This window comes from Bacillus sp. MAG717A, assembly GCF_036884855.1.
In the GTDB taxonomy this organism is placed as follows: Bacteria; Bacillota; Bacilli; order Bacillales; family Bacillaceae; genus Bacillus; species Bacillus safensis.
Window position 1 is genome coordinate 361,345 of the sequence record NZ_CP145733.1, and the last position, 16,017, is coordinate 377,361.

At 41.2% G+C, this 16,017-nt stretch carries 18 protein-coding genes; 5 read left to right on the forward strand and 13 right to left on the reverse strand.

Annotated features, from left to right (window positions below):
• Positions 1 to 33: 33 nt before the first annotated feature.
• From V6Z54_RS01960 to V6Z54_RS01995, 8 genes are all read right to left on the reverse strand, one after another.
• A complete protein-coding gene (locus V6Z54_RS01960; protein WP_338527639.1) occupies positions 34 to 1,185 on the reverse strand; it encodes an acetylornithine transaminase in 1,152 nt (383 codons plus the stop codon).
• Positions 1,182 to 1,958 (reverse strand): acetylglutamate kinase, encoded by a 777-nt coding sequence (argB, locus tag V6Z54_RS01965; RefSeq protein WP_212040183.1) that lies wholly within the window; start codon positions 1,956 to 1,958, stop codon positions 1,182 to 1,184. The genes V6Z54_RS01960 and argB overlap by 4 nt, the downstream gene beginning before the upstream one ends.
• 14 nt (positions 1,959 to 1,972) lie before the next feature.
• Positions 1,973 to 3,193: a bifunctional ornithine acetyltransferase/N-acetylglutamate synthase gene (gene argJ / locus V6Z54_RS01970; RefSeq protein ID WP_039177764.1), complete on the reverse strand. Its 1,221-nt coding sequence runs from the start codon at positions 3,191 to 3,193 to the stop codon at positions 1,973 to 1,975.
• Between the two features lie 22 nt (positions 3,194 to 3,215).
• Positions 3,216 to 4,253: an N-acetyl-gamma-glutamyl-phosphate reductase gene (argC, locus tag V6Z54_RS01975; RefSeq protein ID WP_058838837.1), complete on the reverse strand. Its 1,038-nt coding sequence runs from the start codon at positions 4,251 to 4,253 to the stop codon at positions 3,216 to 3,218.
• Positions 4,254 to 4,390: 137 nt separating this feature from the next.
• Positions 4,391 to 4,939, reverse strand: coding sequence for an MFS transporter (locus V6Z54_RS01980; protein ID WP_126682023.1), 549 nt, complete (start codon positions 4,937 to 4,939; stop codon positions 4,391 to 4,393).
• Positions 4,936 to 6,381 carry an FAD-binding oxidoreductase gene (locus tag V6Z54_RS01985; RefSeq protein ID WP_260775786.1) on the reverse strand — a complete coding sequence of 482 codons (1,446 nt, stop codon included), beginning with the start codon at positions 6,379 to 6,381 and terminating at the stop codon, positions 4,936 to 4,938. Before V6Z54_RS01985 ends, V6Z54_RS01980 begins: the two co-directional genes overlap by 4 nt.
• Positions 6,382 to 6,504: 123 nt before the next feature.
• Positions 6,505 to 6,813 carry a metal-sulfur cluster assembly factor gene (locus V6Z54_RS01990; RefSeq protein WP_024425066.1) on the reverse strand — a complete coding sequence of 103 codons (309 nt, stop codon included), beginning with the start codon at positions 6,811 to 6,813 and terminating at the stop codon, positions 6,505 to 6,507.
• 46 nt (positions 6,814 to 6,859) lie between these two features.
• Positions 6,860 to 7,645: an alpha/beta fold hydrolase gene (locus tag V6Z54_RS01995; protein ID WP_269773416.1), complete on the reverse strand. Its 786-nt coding sequence runs from the start codon at positions 7,643 to 7,645 to the stop codon at positions 6,860 to 6,862.
• Between the two features lie 137 nt (positions 7,646 to 7,782).
• Between V6Z54_RS01995 and V6Z54_RS02000 the strand changes: the two genes are divergently transcribed.
• From V6Z54_RS02000 to V6Z54_RS02010, 3 genes are all read left to right on the forward strand, one after another.
• Positions 7,783 to 8,595 carry a Cof-type HAD-IIB family hydrolase gene (locus V6Z54_RS02000; protein ID WP_024425068.1) on the forward strand — a complete coding sequence of 271 codons (813 nt, stop codon included), beginning with the start codon at positions 7,783 to 7,785 and terminating at the stop codon, positions 8,593 to 8,595.
• 88 nt (positions 8,596 to 8,683) lie between these two features.
• Complete coding sequence (locus tag V6Z54_RS02005; RefSeq protein ID WP_024425069.1) at positions 8,684 to 8,833, forward strand: hypothetical protein; 150 nt, start codon at positions 8,684 to 8,686, stop codon at positions 8,831 to 8,833.
• Positions 8,830 to 9,021: a DUF3813 domain-containing protein gene (locus V6Z54_RS02010; RefSeq protein ID WP_024425070.1), complete on the forward strand. Its 192-nt coding sequence runs from the start codon at positions 8,830 to 8,832 to the stop codon at positions 9,019 to 9,021. The genes V6Z54_RS02005 and V6Z54_RS02010 overlap by 4 nt, the downstream gene beginning before the upstream one ends.
• Positions 9,022 to 9,071: 50 nt before the next feature.
• On the opposite strand, the gene V6Z54_RS02015 is transcribed toward V6Z54_RS02010, so the two are convergent.
• Both V6Z54_RS02015 and V6Z54_RS02020 read right to left on the reverse strand, forming a co-directional pair.
• Positions 9,072 to 9,527 (reverse strand): BsuPI-related putative proteinase inhibitor, encoded by a 456-nt coding sequence (locus V6Z54_RS02015; protein ID WP_041089786.1) that lies wholly within the window; start codon positions 9,525 to 9,527, stop codon positions 9,072 to 9,074.
• Between the two features lie 14 nt (positions 9,528 to 9,541).
• Positions 9,542 to 10,384 (reverse strand): YitT family protein, encoded by an 843-nt coding sequence (locus V6Z54_RS02020; protein ID WP_041089784.1) that lies wholly within the window; start codon positions 10,382 to 10,384, stop codon positions 9,542 to 9,544.
• 139 nt (positions 10,385 to 10,523) lie between these two features.
• Here V6Z54_RS02020 and V6Z54_RS02025 point away from each other — a divergent pair, with 139 nt between their 5' ends.
• Positions 10,524 to 11,381: a DegV family protein gene (locus tag V6Z54_RS02025; RefSeq protein ID WP_041089782.1), complete on the forward strand. Its 858-nt coding sequence runs from the start codon at positions 10,524 to 10,526 to the stop codon at positions 11,379 to 11,381.
• Positions 11,382 to 11,422: 41 nt separating this feature from the next.
• On the opposite strand, the gene V6Z54_RS02030 is transcribed toward V6Z54_RS02025, so the two are convergent.
• The 3 genes from V6Z54_RS02030 to V6Z54_RS02040 form a co-directional block, all read right to left on the reverse strand.
• The gene (locus tag V6Z54_RS02030; RefSeq protein WP_041089780.1) at positions 11,423 to 13,072 is read right to left on the reverse strand and encodes a methyl-accepting chemotaxis protein; all 1,650 of its coding nucleotides are present in this window, start codon (positions 13,070 to 13,072) and stop codon (positions 11,423 to 11,425) included.
• Complete coding sequence (locus V6Z54_RS02035) at positions 13,069 to 14,046, reverse strand: BMP family ABC transporter substrate-binding protein (protein ID WP_041089778.1); 978 nt, start codon at positions 14,044 to 14,046, stop codon at positions 13,069 to 13,071. The genes V6Z54_RS02030 and V6Z54_RS02035 overlap by 4 nt, the downstream gene beginning before the upstream one ends.
• A gap of 342 nt (positions 14,047 to 14,388) precedes the next feature.
• Complete coding sequence (locus V6Z54_RS02040; RefSeq protein WP_041089776.1) at positions 14,389 to 15,237, reverse strand: S1 RNA-binding domain-containing protein; 849 nt, start codon at positions 15,235 to 15,237, stop codon at positions 14,389 to 14,391.
• Between the two features lie 225 nt (positions 15,238 to 15,462).
• On the opposite strand from V6Z54_RS02040, the gene V6Z54_RS02045 reads away from it, so the two are divergent.
• A complete protein-coding gene (locus V6Z54_RS02045; RefSeq protein ID WP_012009527.1) occupies positions 15,463 to 15,954 on the forward strand; it encodes a YajQ family cyclic di-GMP-binding protein in 492 nt (163 codons plus the stop codon).
• Positions 15,955 to 16,017 lie beyond the last annotated feature (63 nt).

A 16,017-nucleotide genomic window follows, 5' to 3' on the forward strand; every position in this document is an offset into this window, starting at 1 on the left:
AATGTATTTTTATACGTTTCTTTGTAAAAAAATTTACACCGAAACTGTTTTATTGGCTAATACTTGAACAATTGCTTCGATCGCTTGATCCAGCTCTGCTTTCTTCACATTCAGCGGAGGTAATAAACGAATGACATTTGGACCAGCTGGAAGCACCAGCAACCCTTGTTCTCTAAGAGCTGTGATATAATCACCAACTGGCTGATCACATTCAATACCTGCCATCAATCCTTTTCCCCGCACTTCTTTTACAATATTCAGCTGTTTGACATTTTGCAGCTTTTCTAACAAGTAATCGCCCTTTTCTTTCACTTCTGAAAGAAACTCTTCTTGGAAAATTACATCGAGTGTTGCATTCACAGCGGACATGGCAAGCATATTTCCACCAAATGTTGTACCATGTGAACCTGGGGAAAATGCATCTCCTAGAGCTTTTTTCCCTATAACTGCACCAACTGGAAAGCCGTTTCCTAACCCTTTTGCCGCAGAGATAATATCAGGATCAAGACACGTCTCTTCGTACGCAAATGCTGTTCCTGTACGACCAATGCCCGTTTGAATTTCATCTACAATCAGCAGTGCTTCATGCTTTGTGCAAAATGCTTGAACTGCTTCTAGAAATTCTGGTGTCGCTGGATTCACTCCACCTTCACCCTGCACAACCTCCAGCATCACCGCTGCCACATCATCGACTGCACAGGCTGACATAGCGTCTGGATCATTAAACGGTACATAGTGAAAGCCTTCTAGCATAGGACCAAAGCCAGTTTTGATTTTATCTTGACCCGTAGCAGCCATACCAGCATACGTGCGCCCATGGAAAGAGTGCAAAAATGTGACGATATTTGTTTTCCCTGTCGCTTTACGTGCTAATTTAATGGCACCTTCATTTGCCTCTGCTCCGCTATTGCAGAAAAATACGAGATCCCCTGAACTGTTTGCTGCCAGCTTTTCTGCTGCTTTTTCTTGCAGTCCATTTTCAAACAGATTCGACACATGCCAGACGTGATCAAGCTGTTCCTTAATGGCTTGATTGACCTTTGGATGATTGTGGCCTAAATTTGTTACTGCAATGCCTTGGATAAAGTCTAAATATTTTTTTCCATTTGTATCGACTGCCCAAGAACCTGCTGCCTCTTTAATCTCAACATTCCACCGTCCATAGTTTTGAAAAAGATGACTCACAGGACCGCCTCCTTTTGTTTTACGATTCTTGTGCCTTTAAAGGTTTCTCCTGTAAAGATACTGCCTTTGCCATTTACGATCATCACTTCATCCACATCACCTGATAAAGCACTCAAAGCTGATTGTACTTTTGGAATCATTCCCCCGGAAATAATGCCTTCATCAATGAGTGAAAGGGCTTCTTGTTCGGTGACGACATCTAATAGTTCACCATTTTTTAAAATGCCTTCAACATCTGTGACAAACATGAGCTTATCAGCTTTCATGGCTCCGGCGACAGCTGATGCTGCTAAATCAGCATTCACATTTAAGGTTTGGCATTCTTCCGTCATAGACAGCGGCGCAATTACAGGAATGAATTGTTTCTCCATGAGTGCTTCCGCCATCTCTGGATGAACTTCTTTGATTTCGCCAACGTACCCATAAACCTCTTGATCAAGGAAATCGGCGACTAACATCTGCCCATCTTTACCGGATACGCCGACAGATGATATATCATGCTTTGCGAGCTCTGACACAAAGTATTTATTGACTGTTCCCGAGAGAACCATTTCGGCTACTTCTAACACAGGCTTCGTTGTTTTACGCTGACCGTCAACAAATTCTGTTTTCACTTCTAATTTTTGCAGCATGTCGGTGATTTCAGGTCCTCCGCCATGCACGATAGCCAGCTTAAATCCAGCAGCTTGAAGTGAGCGGACATTTTCATAAAATGTATCTGAAAGTTCTCGAATGACACTGCCTCCACACTTGAACACGATCGTTTTATCCATGCCTATCTCCTTCTTTATGTGCGATAGCTCGCGTTAATTTTCACATAATCATAGGTGAGATCACAGCCCCAAGCTGCTGCTTCACCATTCCCTTCACTCATTTGAATGAAAATCGTAATCTCATCCTGCTCTAGATATGCTTTTGCTTCCTCTTCTGAGAATGGCTGCGGTTCATTGTGTTTGAATAAACATTGTCCGCCTAAATAAACTTCTACCTCTTCCGGAGTGACGGAAGCTGCGCTATGACCAATGGCTCCAACGATTCGACCCCAGTTAGCATCCGTACCATATACGGCGGTTTTGACAAGACTTGAACCAACGATTTTTTTCGCAATGATGCCGGCTTCCAAATTATTTTTAGCACCAGCGACTTTCGCTTCGATTAATTTCGTTGCACCTTCTCCATCTCTCGCAATCTCTTTGGCTAAATCCTCACAAGCTAGTTTTAATCCTTCTTTAAACAAAGGCCATTCTGGATGCTCTTCATTGAGTACATCGTTTTCTGCCATGCCATTTGCCATCACGAGCACCATATCGTTTGTCGACGTTTCTCCATCGACGGTAATTTGATTAAAGGTCACATCCGTAATGTCACGAAGCGCTTGCTGTAACGCTTCCTGTTCGACATTTGCATCTGTTGTGACAAAGCCAAGCATTGTCGCCATGTTCGGGTGAATCATGCCAGAGCCTTTTGCTGCGCCTGAAATGATGATCTCTTTTCCGTCTATCGTAAGGGTGTATGTTGTATTTTTAATGACAGTATCTGTCGTTAAGATCGCTTCTTCAAAATGGCCTTTTTCGGCTTTTGCTTCTTTTAACTCGGCGATGCCCTTTTTGATTTTATCCATCTCCAGACATTCCCCAATGACACCAGTAGAAGAAACAGCAATGTAATCAGGTGCTACACCTAACATATCTGCACAGGCTGCCTGCATGTCGTATGCGTCTTTTAATCCCTGCTCACCAGTACATGCATTGGCGATGGCACTATTGACAATGACACCTTTTAATTGTCCTGTCTTTTTTAAGCTTTGTTGTGTGACTTTGAGAGGCGCAGCTTGAAAGTGACTTTGTGTGTAGACCGCTGCACTTGCTGCTGGTACTTCGCTGACGATGAGGCCAAGGTCTTTTTTTGAATAGCGCAAGCCAATGTGAATCCCCTTCGCTTCAAAGCCTTTTGGTGATGATACGTCACCGTCTATTTTGACAATGCTTTTTTCATTCAATTCGATCATGTTTGTTGTCTCCCCTGTTCTCTTATGGATAAAGAGGTGTCATTGTGAGGCCCGCCTCTTCATGTAAGCCTTTGATGATGTTGAAGTTTTGAACCGCTTGGCCGGCCGCGCCTTTCATGAGATTGTCTATGACCGACACGATTGTAAGTCTCCCTGTTCGCTCATCTAAATGAAAGCCAATATCACAGAAGTTACTGCCGTATACTTCTTTCGTTTGTGGATAAACGCCGTGATCTCTCACTCTGACAAAATAGGAATCTTCATAAAAGCCTTTCATTCGCTTCATCAATTCTTCTTTTGTGACATCGGTTTTTAATTGTGTATACATCGTCGCCATAATCCCTCTTGTCATCGGGACAAGATGCGTAGAAAATGTGACGTTCGCCGTCTGCGGATTCCATTCTCTTAATATTTGCTCTATTTCTGGCGTATGCTGATGCTCATTCACCTTATAAATTTTAAAGTTATCGTTTAGTTCTGAAAAATGCGTTCCAAGTGAGGCAGATCGTCCGGCACCGGACACCCCTGTTTTTGCATCTATTATAATCATAGATTCATCGATGACATTCTGTTTGATGAGCGGTGCTAAACCGAGAAGAACTGCGGTAGGAAAGCAGCCCGGATTGGCAATCACTTCAGCTTGTTGAATTTTGTCACGATTCAGTTCGGATAAACCGTACACCGCTTGTTGAACAGATGCTTCATCCGCTGCCCTTCGTTTATACCAAGCTTCATAGGTGTCTCCATCTTGAATGCGCAAATCACCTGATAAATCAATGATCGGCACTCCTTGATTCATAAGCTTTGGCGTCAGTTCACTTGATACGCCTGCTGGAGTCGCTAAAAACACAGCATCTGTCTCTTGCACAATAGCAGCCGGGTCAATGGTTTTTAATGTTTGGTCAGTAATCGCTGTTAGATGTGGATAAGATTGACTGTATGATTGCCCATCACCACTTGATGAATACAATATACATTCCTCCACATGCGGGTGATGCTTGAAGATACGAACCAATTCCGCACCACCGTACCCTGTAGCACCTATAATACCTATTTTCAACGTCAATACACCCTCTTGATCTTTGTGAAATTATTTAACATTATAACATGTATAAAAATTAATTCAATTGTATATTTAATATTTGTTTTCATTTTTTTTCAACAAAAAAACCGCATATCTTCATGAGACATGCGGATTTATCTTTCGTTTTTGATATAGATGACCATGAGCGCACTGCATAAATATAATATAGAGCTTGCATAAAAAATGAAGTAAACGGTAAAGAAATCAGCAAACAGGCCCCCAAGCATAATGGCGATGGATGAAAAAAGAGCTGTCCAAAAATGATAGTGACCGACTTCTTTCATTCTTTTGTTCTCTGTTGTGAGGTCCGTGACGAGCAGTTTCTCTCCGTGCTTTTGAAAGCCGCCAAGCGCACCAAGTGCCAGCTGAATCATATACACTTGCTCCACTTCTGTTATATGCGGAAAAAGCAGCAAAAGAAACGCCATACCGAACGAATGAATGATTAAAAAGAGCCGCTTGTCGGTGGTTTCGGGCAGTTTCCCTAAGAGTAAATGAATAAATGCTCCGCTTAAACCAAACAGGCCGTAGGCAAGACCAAACTGTGAATAGCTTGACCCAACATTTTTAATAAAAAGAATGTAAAAAGGGAAAATCAAACTGCTGGCGAAAAACAGCAGACTTTGTGAGTAGACGAACCATTTCATTGCTTTTGCATTCATTGTGTATTGTACCTCTCATAAAAGTAGTTGGTGAACGTGCCATCTGGATCTGCTTGTTTTTTCTTTTGGAAGAATACATCGGTTTTAGGATACGCCCGCTTCATTTGCGCTTTCGTTTGATAAGGCATATACGGTAAGTAATAGCTTCCATCGTGCTGCAGCGTGATATCTGTCATTTTTCGAATGATTCGCTCGGCTTCCGCCTTCTCTTCTTTTTCGAACCCGTAATTCACTAAAAGCACAAGTGCAAACATATCTTGTTTCGCATAGGAGAGATCCGCTTTTTCATTTTTTTGTACATAACGTATTGTGATATTCATTAGATTCAAATCTTCTTGTTGTAAAAAGGATCTCATGTCATCGATGTACGCACGAAAACGGTCAACTGGGACGAAATATTCCTGCAGCACATCTGTGTCAGATTCATTTTCATATTCTAAAAAGGCAGAGTCAGAACGCATCACATTGTTTCTTGTGATCAGCTGATCATTTTGACTTAAGAAATACTTTTTTTGCAAATTCCAGAGCAGATCTTTTCCCATATCAAATCTTCTTGAAAGGCCGAGCATAAATTTCAAAGGCATGACGAGTTGATCTTCTTTCAGTTCTTGATATGATTCAATCCCTTGTTGTGAAGTAAGTGAATAATTCGTCACATACATCTCTTTCAAAAAGTTTGTTTTCGCTGTTGAGATTCTGGCAAGATGCATGCGTACTTCTTTATTGTGTTTGACATGCTTTTGAAAATAATCCGTATACTCATCGTAATCGAGAGAGGTTGTCTCCATTTTATATAGTTCATCTTTTGTTAAAGAAAGCTCCACATCTAAAATGACGCCGAACAAACCGTATCCCCCAATAACGGCAGTAAATAAATCATCGCCTGGCTTTACTGTGACAATCTCACCGTCTGCTTTTAACAGCCTGAATGAGCGAACTGTGTCAATGAGTGACCCGTAACGAATGTCACGTCCATGTGCGTTTGCACTTAAAGATCCGCCAATTGTAAAGATATTCTGCGATTGCATTACCTTCACAGCAAGACCATATGGATTCACATATTTTTGTATATCATCCCATGTAGCACCGCTTTGAACCCGAATCGTTTTCTTTTTAGGATCAAACGCTAAAATCTGGCGGAATTCCGTCATATCGAGCACGATGCCGTTTTCATAATATGTGTGGCCGCCCATACTATGCTGTTTACCGGCAATAGAAATCGGCAGGTGTTTTGCTTTTGCTTCTTTCAATACTTCTTTTAACGTGTCTATTTCTTTCCCTTGAACAACTTTTTTGATTTTGACAGGCATGAGATGACTAACATCAGTAAAAGCCTCAAGATCCTGTTTTTTGTGTGTTTGGCCTTCTCGTATAGTGATTGATACAAAAAATGCAGTAGCATATACGATCAAAAGAACGACCCATAGCCATTTTCGTTTCATGATAGGTACTCCGTTCTATAAAATTACATCCATTATATCAAGCCATTCTCTTCTTCCACCTTAATTTTTCATAAAAAAACCTGGCATGAGTTTATCTCATACCAGGCATTTTTCATTTTGTGCTTATTGAATACCGAGCGCGATTTTTGCGTATCTTGACATTTTGTCTCGTGTCCAAGGCGGATTCCATACGATGTGAACTTCTGTTTCTTTTACTTCTGGAAGATCACTTAATGCTTTTTTGACTTCATCCACGATAATTGGTGCAAGAGGACAACCCATTGATGTTAAGGTCATGGTGATATCCGCTTTTCCATTCTCATCAAGATCGACATCATAGACAAGTCCAAGGTTGACGATGTCAACATTCAGCTCAGGGTCAATCACCTGTTCTAGGGCACCTAAAATATTTTCTTTCAATGCTTCATCCATGATATCCACTCCTTTTTCCATTAGTATAACGTACTTTTTCTTATGACTAAACGTTTGTGCTTTTCAGATGAGTCACAAACCAGTCAATCGTTTCAAACATCGCTTGTCTTGAGACCTTATGGCCAGCTTGTCCATCAGTGATAAAGCGAATCAGGTGCGGATCCTGCTTATATTGTGTGGCCGCTAACTCATCGTATAGGGATTTTGCGTGCCGGTAAGGGACTACAGGATCATTTTCTGCATGCCAGAATAACAGCGGTCTTTTGTTTAATCGATCCGTTTGCAGCGTTAAATCATATGGGCGCAGGGCGTCTAATTGCAGATGAACCTCTTCGTCTGTAATGTCTTTCATCAACCCTTTGTGACGCATGTCCATGATCTGTGCTTTTAGAAACGTCGTATAGTTCGGACTTCCCATCAAGCTGACAGCGGCTTTGATCCAATCATGCTTGGCAAGTGCGCCAAAGGTGGTGATGCCGCCCATGGAAGTACCTGCAACGCCTATCAAATCGGCTTCAATCAATTGCTTTTCTTGAAAGTATGTTTTGAGTATATCGATTTCACGAATTTCGTTCAGGACAATTTCCCAGAACTTTGATGCCAGTTCCTCTAAGTTGAGGTTTTCTGATCTTACACCATGATAAGCACAGTCAGGCAAAATGACTCTCATGCCTTTTTCCGCCAGATGGAAGGCGAAGTGTAAATTATGCTCTCGTGCACTTGTAAATCCGTGAATAAAAAATACAAGCGGCAGCGGTTTGTCTTTATTTTCAGCTTTTACGATATGTAAAAATGGAATATCGCGCGTAATTTGCTCATCAATGGTGATCACAGCCTATGAATCCTCCTTTATCATTCCCGTCTTTGTTTATTTTAACATGTAGACAACAAAGATGTGATAAAGATACACTATAGAAAGAGGCGCTAACATGGATTGCCTCCTATCACTTACAGATCAAAGGAGATTTTATGGAGACTAAACCTTATCTAATCGCACTTGACCTGGATGGCACATTATTAAAAGATGATAAAACCATTTCTGCGCACACACTTGACGTCATTCAAAAAGTGAGAGACAGCGGGCATCACGTCTGTATATCAACAGGCCGGCCATTTCGATCCAGCTCTCCTTATTATCAGCAATTACAGCTTGATTCACCAATTGTGAATTTTAACGGAGCGTTTGTCCATCATCCTCTCGATGAAAAATGGGGCAGATTTCATACGTCACTTGATCTTCAAGTGGTCAAACAGCTTGTAGACATTAGTGAAGAGTATAAAGTGCACAATGTGTTAGCTGAAGTGTTAGACGATTTGTATTTCCATTATCATGATGAAAAACTCATTGATATCTTTAATATGAATGCAAACAAAGTCACTGTTGGAGACCTAAGGGACAACCTTGGAGAAAATGTGACGAGCGTGTTAATTCATGCAAAAGAAGAGGACGTCGGAGCTATTCGAAGCTATTTATCAGATGTTCATGCAGAAGTGATTGATCACAGACGCTGGGCTGCCCCGTGGCACGTGATTGAAATCATTAAAACAGGCATGAACAAAGCTGTTGGACTGCAAAAGATCAGTGATTATTACGGTGTTCCTAAGGAGCGGATTGTGGCATTCGGAGATGAAGACAATGATTTAGAAATGCTTGAATTTGCTGGATGTGGTGTGGCAATGGGCAACGGAATTGATGCCGTGAAACGTGTCTCAAATGAAGTCACTGATACGAATGAACAAGACGGGATTGCTAAGTTTCTAACGAATTACTTCTCGCTTTAATTTTTCCATTCATACATAGCAGATGGAAGCGGGCATACTACCGTTAGACAGGTTGTCCTGTCAGCTTGTGTAAAGGGGCGGATTCCGAATGGGTAAAAGAAGCAAATCGAAACGCTTTATACAACAAGGTAAAGATTCAGTCAGTCTTCATGACGCACGTTTTCCTTACCGTTCGACACTTGAAGAAGCGTCAGACAGAGGAAATATGAAGACTGATGCTTCTGGAGGTTCATTGTGAGAAACGAACTTTTTGATCAAGCCAAATCATTTACTGAAGAGGCTCTTACTTCTTCATTTTCATCTGGGTTAGAGCGTCAACAGGCAGTCAAACGAGCGAAAAATGCCGTATCCTCTGCATTTGCCAATTCAACAGATGCAGAAAGAAACCAGCTGCATACCTTCCAAGACTTGCTTGATGATCTCTGACATAAAAAAGCTGTCCACATTTGATGGACAGCTTTTTCTAATTCCCTTGCTTATTTGACTTGGAATGTTTTCTTCTCCGTGATTTGTTTCAGCCCTTCTGCTTTTCCTTTAAACGTTACAACCGCTTCGTATGTTCCGGGCTTTACACCGTTTGACCACGTGTCTTGAAAATCATAGGCCTCGCCTTTTTTCAGCACAAAAGTTTGGATGGCCTGTGTGAACATACGGTCTTTCGAATAGCGATATTGTTCGTTCCCGTTTTCGTCATACACACTGAGCTCGAATTTTTGGCTTGTGTTAAAGGTAAATTCAATATCTCGATCTGATTCATTTTTCAGTGACATGTTAAATTGAACTGAGGAACCTTTCTGGACGGGGTCTACTGTGAGTACAACCGTTTTTTCTCCCATTTGACCGGAAACCTCCTTGTCTGGTTCATCCTTTTTCTGTTGTCCACAAGCGGCTAAAAACAATAGAATGAGAAGAAGCACCAACCTTTTTTTCATCTGCTACCCACCTTTTAATCTCGTCTGAAAAATCCAAGAATATTGGTTGTCTGCACAATATTTGTAAAGGCTTTTGGATCGACTTCTTTAATAATTTGTTCAAGTTCATACAGCTCATACCTTGTAATGACGATCACCATCATTTCCTTTTGCTCGTTGGTGAATGCGCCTTTTGCAGGTACAGTCGTAATGCCTCTGACCATTTTTCCATAAATGGCTTCTTTAATTTCATCTGCTTTCTTCGTCACAATCATCGCGGTCAGCTTCTCATGTCTTGTATGGATGGCATCAATGACCCTTGTGGTCACATATAATGTGACAAGGGTATATAATGCTTTCTCCCAACCTTGTAATAATCCTGCTGTAAAAATGATGATTCCATTTAAAATAAAGAAATACGTGCCAACTGGTTTGTCTTTCCATTTTGCTAACACCATAGCAACGATGTCGAGACCGCCTGTCGATGCCCCGTATTTGAGGGTGATCCCAATCCCTACTGCGGATATGACACCGCCAAACACAGCATTTAATAAAATATCTTGGGAAACACTCGTTTCTGGTAAAACGCCAAGGAAAATGGTTGTTAGTGCAACACTGATGATGCTGTACAAAGTAAAGGAACGGCCAACTTTCATCCAGCCTAAAATGCCGACTGGAATGTTTAAAATAAATAATAGAATCCCTGTTGATACATAAAATGGCGCATATTGATCGATTAAGCTGGATAGCAGCTGGGCTACCCCTGTAAAACCGCTCGCATATACGTCAGCTGGGATTAAGAATAAATTCAGTCCAATCGCATTCAGTAATGCACCAATTACGACGACAATGAGTTTTTTTGCTTCTCCAATGAACATGTTGTCATTCCTCCACTTACCATTCTCTCTATGGTTTTCCCTAAAATTTAGAATTTGAACACGAAAAGATGATTTCTATGATATAGTTAGGCTAAAAAGATGTAAAATATGGCTTATTTTTTAGAAAGAAGGGATTTATATGACTGTTCATATCATAGCAGACAGTGCTGCTGATCTGCCTCTTTCTTATTATGATGAACATAACATAACACTCATTCCGCTCCGTGTGTTGCTTGGCGAGCAGGAATTTGAGGATTTGATCACCATTGAACCAAAACAAGTATTTGATGCGATGAGACAAGGAGCCAGTCCAAAAACGTCACAGGCTTCACCAAACCGGATCAAGGAAGCCTTTGTTTCTGCCGCTCAAACTCATACATCTGCCATCTATGTCGCTTTTTCATCAGAGCTTTCAGGTACATATCAGACAGCTGTGATGATGGCAAACGAAGTGAAGGAAGAATACCCTGATTTTGATTTACGAATCATTGATTCTAAATGTGCTTCACTCGGCTATGGGCTTGCTGTCAAACACGCTCAGTCACTTGCCATTGACGGAAATACAATACAAGAAATTGAAACGTCTGTAAAGCATTTTTGTGAATCTTTACAACATATTTTTACTGTAGACGATTTAACGTATTTAGCAAGAGGCGGAAGGATTAGTAAAGCGTCCGCATTTGTTGGCGGTTTGTTAAGCATTAAACCCATTTTACATGTCGAAGATGGAAAACTCATCCCACTAGAAAAAATCCGCGGACGTAAAAAGCTGCTGAAACGCATTATTGAACTAATGAAAGAACGCGGAACGGATTGGCCTAATCAAACGGTTGGCATTAGTCATGGTGATGATCCTGCACTTGCAGAAGACATGAAACAACTGATTGAAGACGAATTCCACCCTAAAGAAATTGAGATTCATATCATCGGCGCCGCTGTTGGGTCCCATTCAGGACCTAGCACGCTTGCGATCTTTTTTACAGGCAAACGATCATAAAAAGCACCCTTCCCTGACACAACACGGGAAGGGTGTTTTTCTTATGAAAGTTTAAATCGCTGGACGGTTTCATTTAACCTTGCCGTCATACTCATCAATTCTTCAACTTGTTTGTTCATTTGATGGAACGATTGCAGCTGTTCATTGGCTGAGGCAGAAATTTCTTCGCTGCCAGCTGCTGTTTCTTCTACTACTGCACTAATATTTTCAATCGAGTGCAGCACTTGTCCGCCAAGTTCTGTTGATTGGATAATTTGGTCATTTAAGATCGCCATTTCTTGTTTAATATGCTGCGCTTTTGTTTCTATATCTTCAAAGGAGTGTGAAGTTTTGTCCATCGCATCCTGCTGCTGAAGTGAAAGCTTGACCCCTTCTTGAACCGTTTGACTAATGGATTGAATGCCTCTTTCAATATGACTGACCATGTCAAAAATTTGTCTTGTTGCATTAGACGATTCATCGGCAAGCTTACGAATTTCATCTGCTACAACGGCAAAACCTTTTCCAGCTTCGCCTGCTCTTGCCGCTTCAATGGCTGCGTTTAAGGAAAGCAAGTTTGTTTGGTCCGCAATGTCAGAAACTGTTTTGGCCATGGCCGAGATTCCGCTGGCATATTGCGTGAATTCTCCTGCTGATTCTTCGATTTGTCTCGTGGCATGTGTATTTTTTTCAATCGCTGATTTTGTTTCTGTTAACGTGTGCTTTCCGCTTTCTACGGCTTCGATCGCATCCTCTGTACTGCGGATGACCGTTTGTGAGCGTTCGGAATTTTTACGTCCATGCTGGTCCATTTTCTCAATCAAGCTGACGCCATGCTGGAGATCTTCTGAAATCGCTTGTGACCCATTGGCCATTTCGTCTGTTGAGACAGATACTTGATTGGCAGATTCCATCATCTTTTTATTTTCATCATTCAGGTGTATCGAGAATGTCTCTACTCGGCTTGAGACATTGCTGATTTCTTTAATCAGACTAATCAGCTGATCTGTCATTTGATTAAAGGATTCATTCAAGCCGCCGATTTCATCCTTACGCTGAATATCCATCCGCTCCACAGCAAGATTGCCTTCTGCAATCTGTTTTGCTCTATAGGAAAGTGATTTGATGGGTGTCACGATGGATCGTGTTAGTCCAATATTCATAAAGACGGCAATGACAATTAGTGTGAGGGCTGAGACGAGTGCACTTGTGATAATCCATTGTACATTGTCTGCTGCAGCCTCTAAATTTTGTTTATACGCTTCTTCTGCTCTTTTATTCATCGTATGCACATCGTTTAAAACACCATCAATTCTTGCTGCCACACGTCTTGCATCAGAGGCGTTTTTTTCACCAATGGCATTGTTTGCTTCTTTGGTCCACGTGTCATATTTTGAATTTAACCTTGTTAATGCTTCTTTGTTCATATTTCCTGCATGTTTGTTTAACGTTTGCAGCTGTTTTTTTGCTGTAGAAATATCGTTTTGAACGATCTCCAGCTGTTCATCTGAAAGTGTCATCGAATAATTGGTCATCGCTTGCTCGACACTTTCAAAGCTTGCCTTCGTTTTTTGTACGTTTAATAAGGTTTGGACATCTGTCTCATTTGATGATTGGATCTTTGTCATGCTGACAATGATAAAGGCGATGACGCCAACTGCTAAAAGAAGTGAGATAAGTGAGTTGAGTAAAATTTTGACGCGTAAGCTCATGATGCGCCCCCCTCTTCTTTTAGAAGCGTCTGCTTCAGACCATTTAATTTTTTGGTCAGTGTTTCTGCATTAGTCAGAATCCGGATTTTTGCCATATCGATTCCATCATTGCTTAAGTCATAGACAACATGCCCACTTTTAATTTGATTGTTCTTGACGACCTGTTCGCTGAATTGATAGACAACTTCATCGACTTTTTTCACCATAGACGAAATGACCGCTTTTTCAGCAGTATAGTACTGATCGCTGTCAACACCAATGGCATATTTGCCCTGCGATTGCGCTTCTTTTAATACACCAACACCTGAATAACCGGCTGCAGCATATAAAACGTCTGCTTTCTTTTTGATCATATCTTTGGCTATTTTACCACCCTTGCCCGCATCACTAAATGTACCGGCATAGGTGGATAAGATTTTTATTTTTGGATTGACTGATTTGGCGCCTTTTTGAAATCCTTTTTCAAAACGATGAATAACGTCTGCATCAACACCGCCAACAAATCCAATGACATCGCTTTTCGTTGTCATTGCAGCAAGTGCACCTGCTAAATAGCTGCCTTGCTCTTCTTTAAACGTCACAGAGGTCACATTTTTGAGCTCAGATACGGCATCGATCAGAAGAAACTGCTTCTTCGGATATTTCTTTGCGACTTTTTCTAGGTCTTCCTGCATACTGAAACCTACACCGATGATGAGATCATTACCATCTTTTACGAGCTCTGTCAGCCCTTTTTCATATGTATCAGTTTCTGCAATTTCTCTATAATCAAATTCAATGCCAAGCTCATCACGTGCTTTTTCTAATCCTTTAAATGATGAATCGTTAAATGATTGATCACCAAGACCATCATCTGTGAGCATAACGCCAATATGCTTCGCAGTTGATTTTGGCGCTCCCTCCTGTTGATTACCGCATGCGGCGAGCACCATAAGCATGGCTGCCATCAGAAGTAATGAAATCTTCACTTTCATCCAAAAACACACTCCTTTTATCTTCCTTACTCCTTTTTTATCGGATTTGAGGGGCGTTGTTTCAATGATATAGTGAAGGTTTTCATGACTTTTTTCATAGAAAAAATCCATTATTTAAGACAAAAATAAAAAAGTGAGCAAATGCTCACTTTTAGATCATTGACAAAGGGCTAAAATGAACTTTATTTTAGAACTTTGTCTTCTTTTCAGCGTGACCTGAAAACCTTTGCAGTCTAGGAGGGACGAGTACCGGAGCGGAGCGAATTTGACATTCGTGAGCACCGGCACGCAGGACTGACACCGAATGCGAGGGTTTGTCTGCACGCTGAAGTGAGCAAATGCTCACTTTTTCTCGTATGTCCAGCCTTCTTTTTGATAAACTAGATCATTTTTCATCAGATGACCTAGCGCTCGTTTAAAGGCTGCTTTGCTCATTTGAAATCTTTCGCGGATATCCTCTGGGTCACTTTTGTCTCCATAAGGCATAGCGCCATTTCTTGTTCTCATATACGTTAAAATTTCTTCTGCATCGACAGATAATGCATCCTGTTTTCTAGGAAGCAGAGAAACGTTCACGGTTCCATCCTCTTTCACTGCAATGACGCGTCCTGTAACGGTCGATCCTAATCGTGGCTCTTCCTTTCGTTCCGTGCGATGGATAAACCCACGCACGCCTGTATCTGTCAGCATAAAAGAACCTGTGGCAATTAAACGATAGATTGTTCCAGTAATTTCTTTGTTCATTAAGGTTTCTGGTGCCTCAGTAAACAATTCACTGATCACGTCTTCTGTGGCTGGTTTTGCGAACATTCTGCCGTAACTTGTGACTTTCAGCATACAGTAGAGTTTGTCTCCTTTTTTCGGCCATGCTTCCTCAAATGGCGGGAGGTGTTCTGTTGCCACAAGCGCATCCTTTGACAGTCCAACATCGACAAATGCGCCCATGTCTTCTACCACGTCTACAACTTCTACCCAACCATATGTATGTGCGTTAATTGTAGGGATTTTCATTGTGGCAGCGAGTCTTTCTTCATGATCTACATATAAATAGACCTCTACTTCATCTCGGTCATCAAGATCCTCTGTCATTTCACTGCGATGTAAGAGGACCGAATCTTCACCATCTGTCAAAAAGTAGCCGTATTCCATTTCGTTCTCTATTTGCAAGGTCAGTTGCTCACCTGGTCTCATGTTCTCTTCCTTCCTATCTGCCCATAAAAGAGCGTTCGTTCATCTTTTGATTCACTTTATTCTACTATACTTCTCCCCGCATGAACATCTCTAGTTCTGTTAGCTAAAGTGGACAAACTAGACACGATTTATACGGCAGGTGGCTGTACTCTTTGATAAAGTTTTCTTCTTCTCCTATTTGCATGATAAAATAGACGCAATATCTAAATTTGGAGGTCATGTGTGATGGCAAAAGAAAGCTCATTTGACATTGTATCGAAGGTTGAACTGCCTGAGGTGCAAAACGCTGTGCAAGCGGCGCTAAAAGAAATTAAAAACCGTTATGATTTTAAAGGAAGTAAAAGTGACATTTCTCTCGAAAAAGAGGAGCTCGTTCTCATTTCTGATGATGACTTCAAACTTGAGCAGCTAAAAGATGTGCTTGTGACAAAGCTGATCAAACGAAATGTTCCAACTAAAAACATCGATTACGGAAAAACCGAGCATGCCCTAGGGGGTACAGTACGCCAGCGTGCGAAGCTGATCAGCGGGATTGATCAAGACAACGCCAAAAAGATCAACGCACTCATCAAGCAGTCCGGCATCAAAGTGAAATCACAATTCCAGGATGACCAAGTGCGTGTGACAGGGAAAAATAAAGATGATTTACAAGAGGTTATTTCTCTTATGCGTAAGGCTGATTTGCCAATTGATGTCCAATTTATAAATTTTCGATAAATTTCAAATTTTCCATTGATTATTTCTGCATTTTTCGTTACAGTTGATGGAAGTTCAATTCAT

Bases quoted from the DNA above. Each gene is read 5' to 3' on its own strand.
- argB (WP_212040183.1), bottom strand. From the start codon at position 1,958: ATGGATAAAACGATCGTGTTCAAGTGTGGAGGCAGTGTCATTCGAGAA.
- argJ (WP_039177764.1), bottom strand. From the start codon at position 3,193: ATGATCGAATTGAATGAAAAAAGCATTGTCAAAATAGACGGTGACGTA.
- V6Z54_RS01980 (WP_126682023.1), bottom strand. From the start codon at position 4,939: ATGAATGCAAAAGCAATGAAATGGTTCGTCTACTCACAAAGTCTGCTG.
- V6Z54_RS01985 (WP_260775786.1), bottom strand. From the start codon at position 6,381: ATGAAACGAAAATGGCTATGGGTCGTTCTTTTGATCGTATATGCTACT.
- V6Z54_RS01990 (WP_024425066.1), bottom strand. From the start codon at position 6,813: ATGGATGAAGCATTGAAAGAAAATATTTTAGGTGCCCTAGAACAGGTG.
- V6Z54_RS02000 (WP_024425068.1), top strand. From the start codon at position 7,783: ATGGAGACTAAACCTTATCTAATCGCACTTGACCTGGATGGCACATTA.
- V6Z54_RS02005 (WP_024425069.1), top strand. From the start codon at position 8,684: ATGGGTAAAAGAAGCAAATCGAAACGCTTTATACAACAAGGTAAAGAT.
- V6Z54_RS02015 (WP_041089786.1), bottom strand. From the start codon at position 9,527: ATGAAAAAAAGGTTGGTGCTTCTTCTCATTCTATTGTTTTTAGCCGCT.
- V6Z54_RS02020 (WP_041089784.1), bottom strand. From the start codon at position 10,384: ATGTTCATTGGAGAAGCAAAAAAACTCATTGTCGTCGTAATTGGTGCA.
- V6Z54_RS02025 (WP_041089782.1), top strand. From the start codon at position 10,524: ATGACTGTTCATATCATAGCAGACAGTGCTGCTGATCTGCCTCTTTCT.
- V6Z54_RS02030 (WP_041089780.1), bottom strand. From the start codon at position 13,072: ATGAGCTTACGCGTCAAAATTTTACTCAACTCACTTATCTCACTTCTT.
- V6Z54_RS02035 (WP_041089778.1), bottom strand. From the start codon at position 14,046: ATGAAAGTGAAGATTTCATTACTTCTGATGGCAGCCATGCTTATGGTG.
- V6Z54_RS02040 (WP_041089776.1), bottom strand. From the start codon at position 15,237: ATGAGACCAGGTGAGCAACTGACCTTGCAAATAGAGAACGAAATGGAA.
- V6Z54_RS02045 (WP_012009527.1), top strand. From the start codon at position 15,463: ATGGCAAAAGAAAGCTCATTTGACATTGTATCGAAGGTTGAACTGCCT.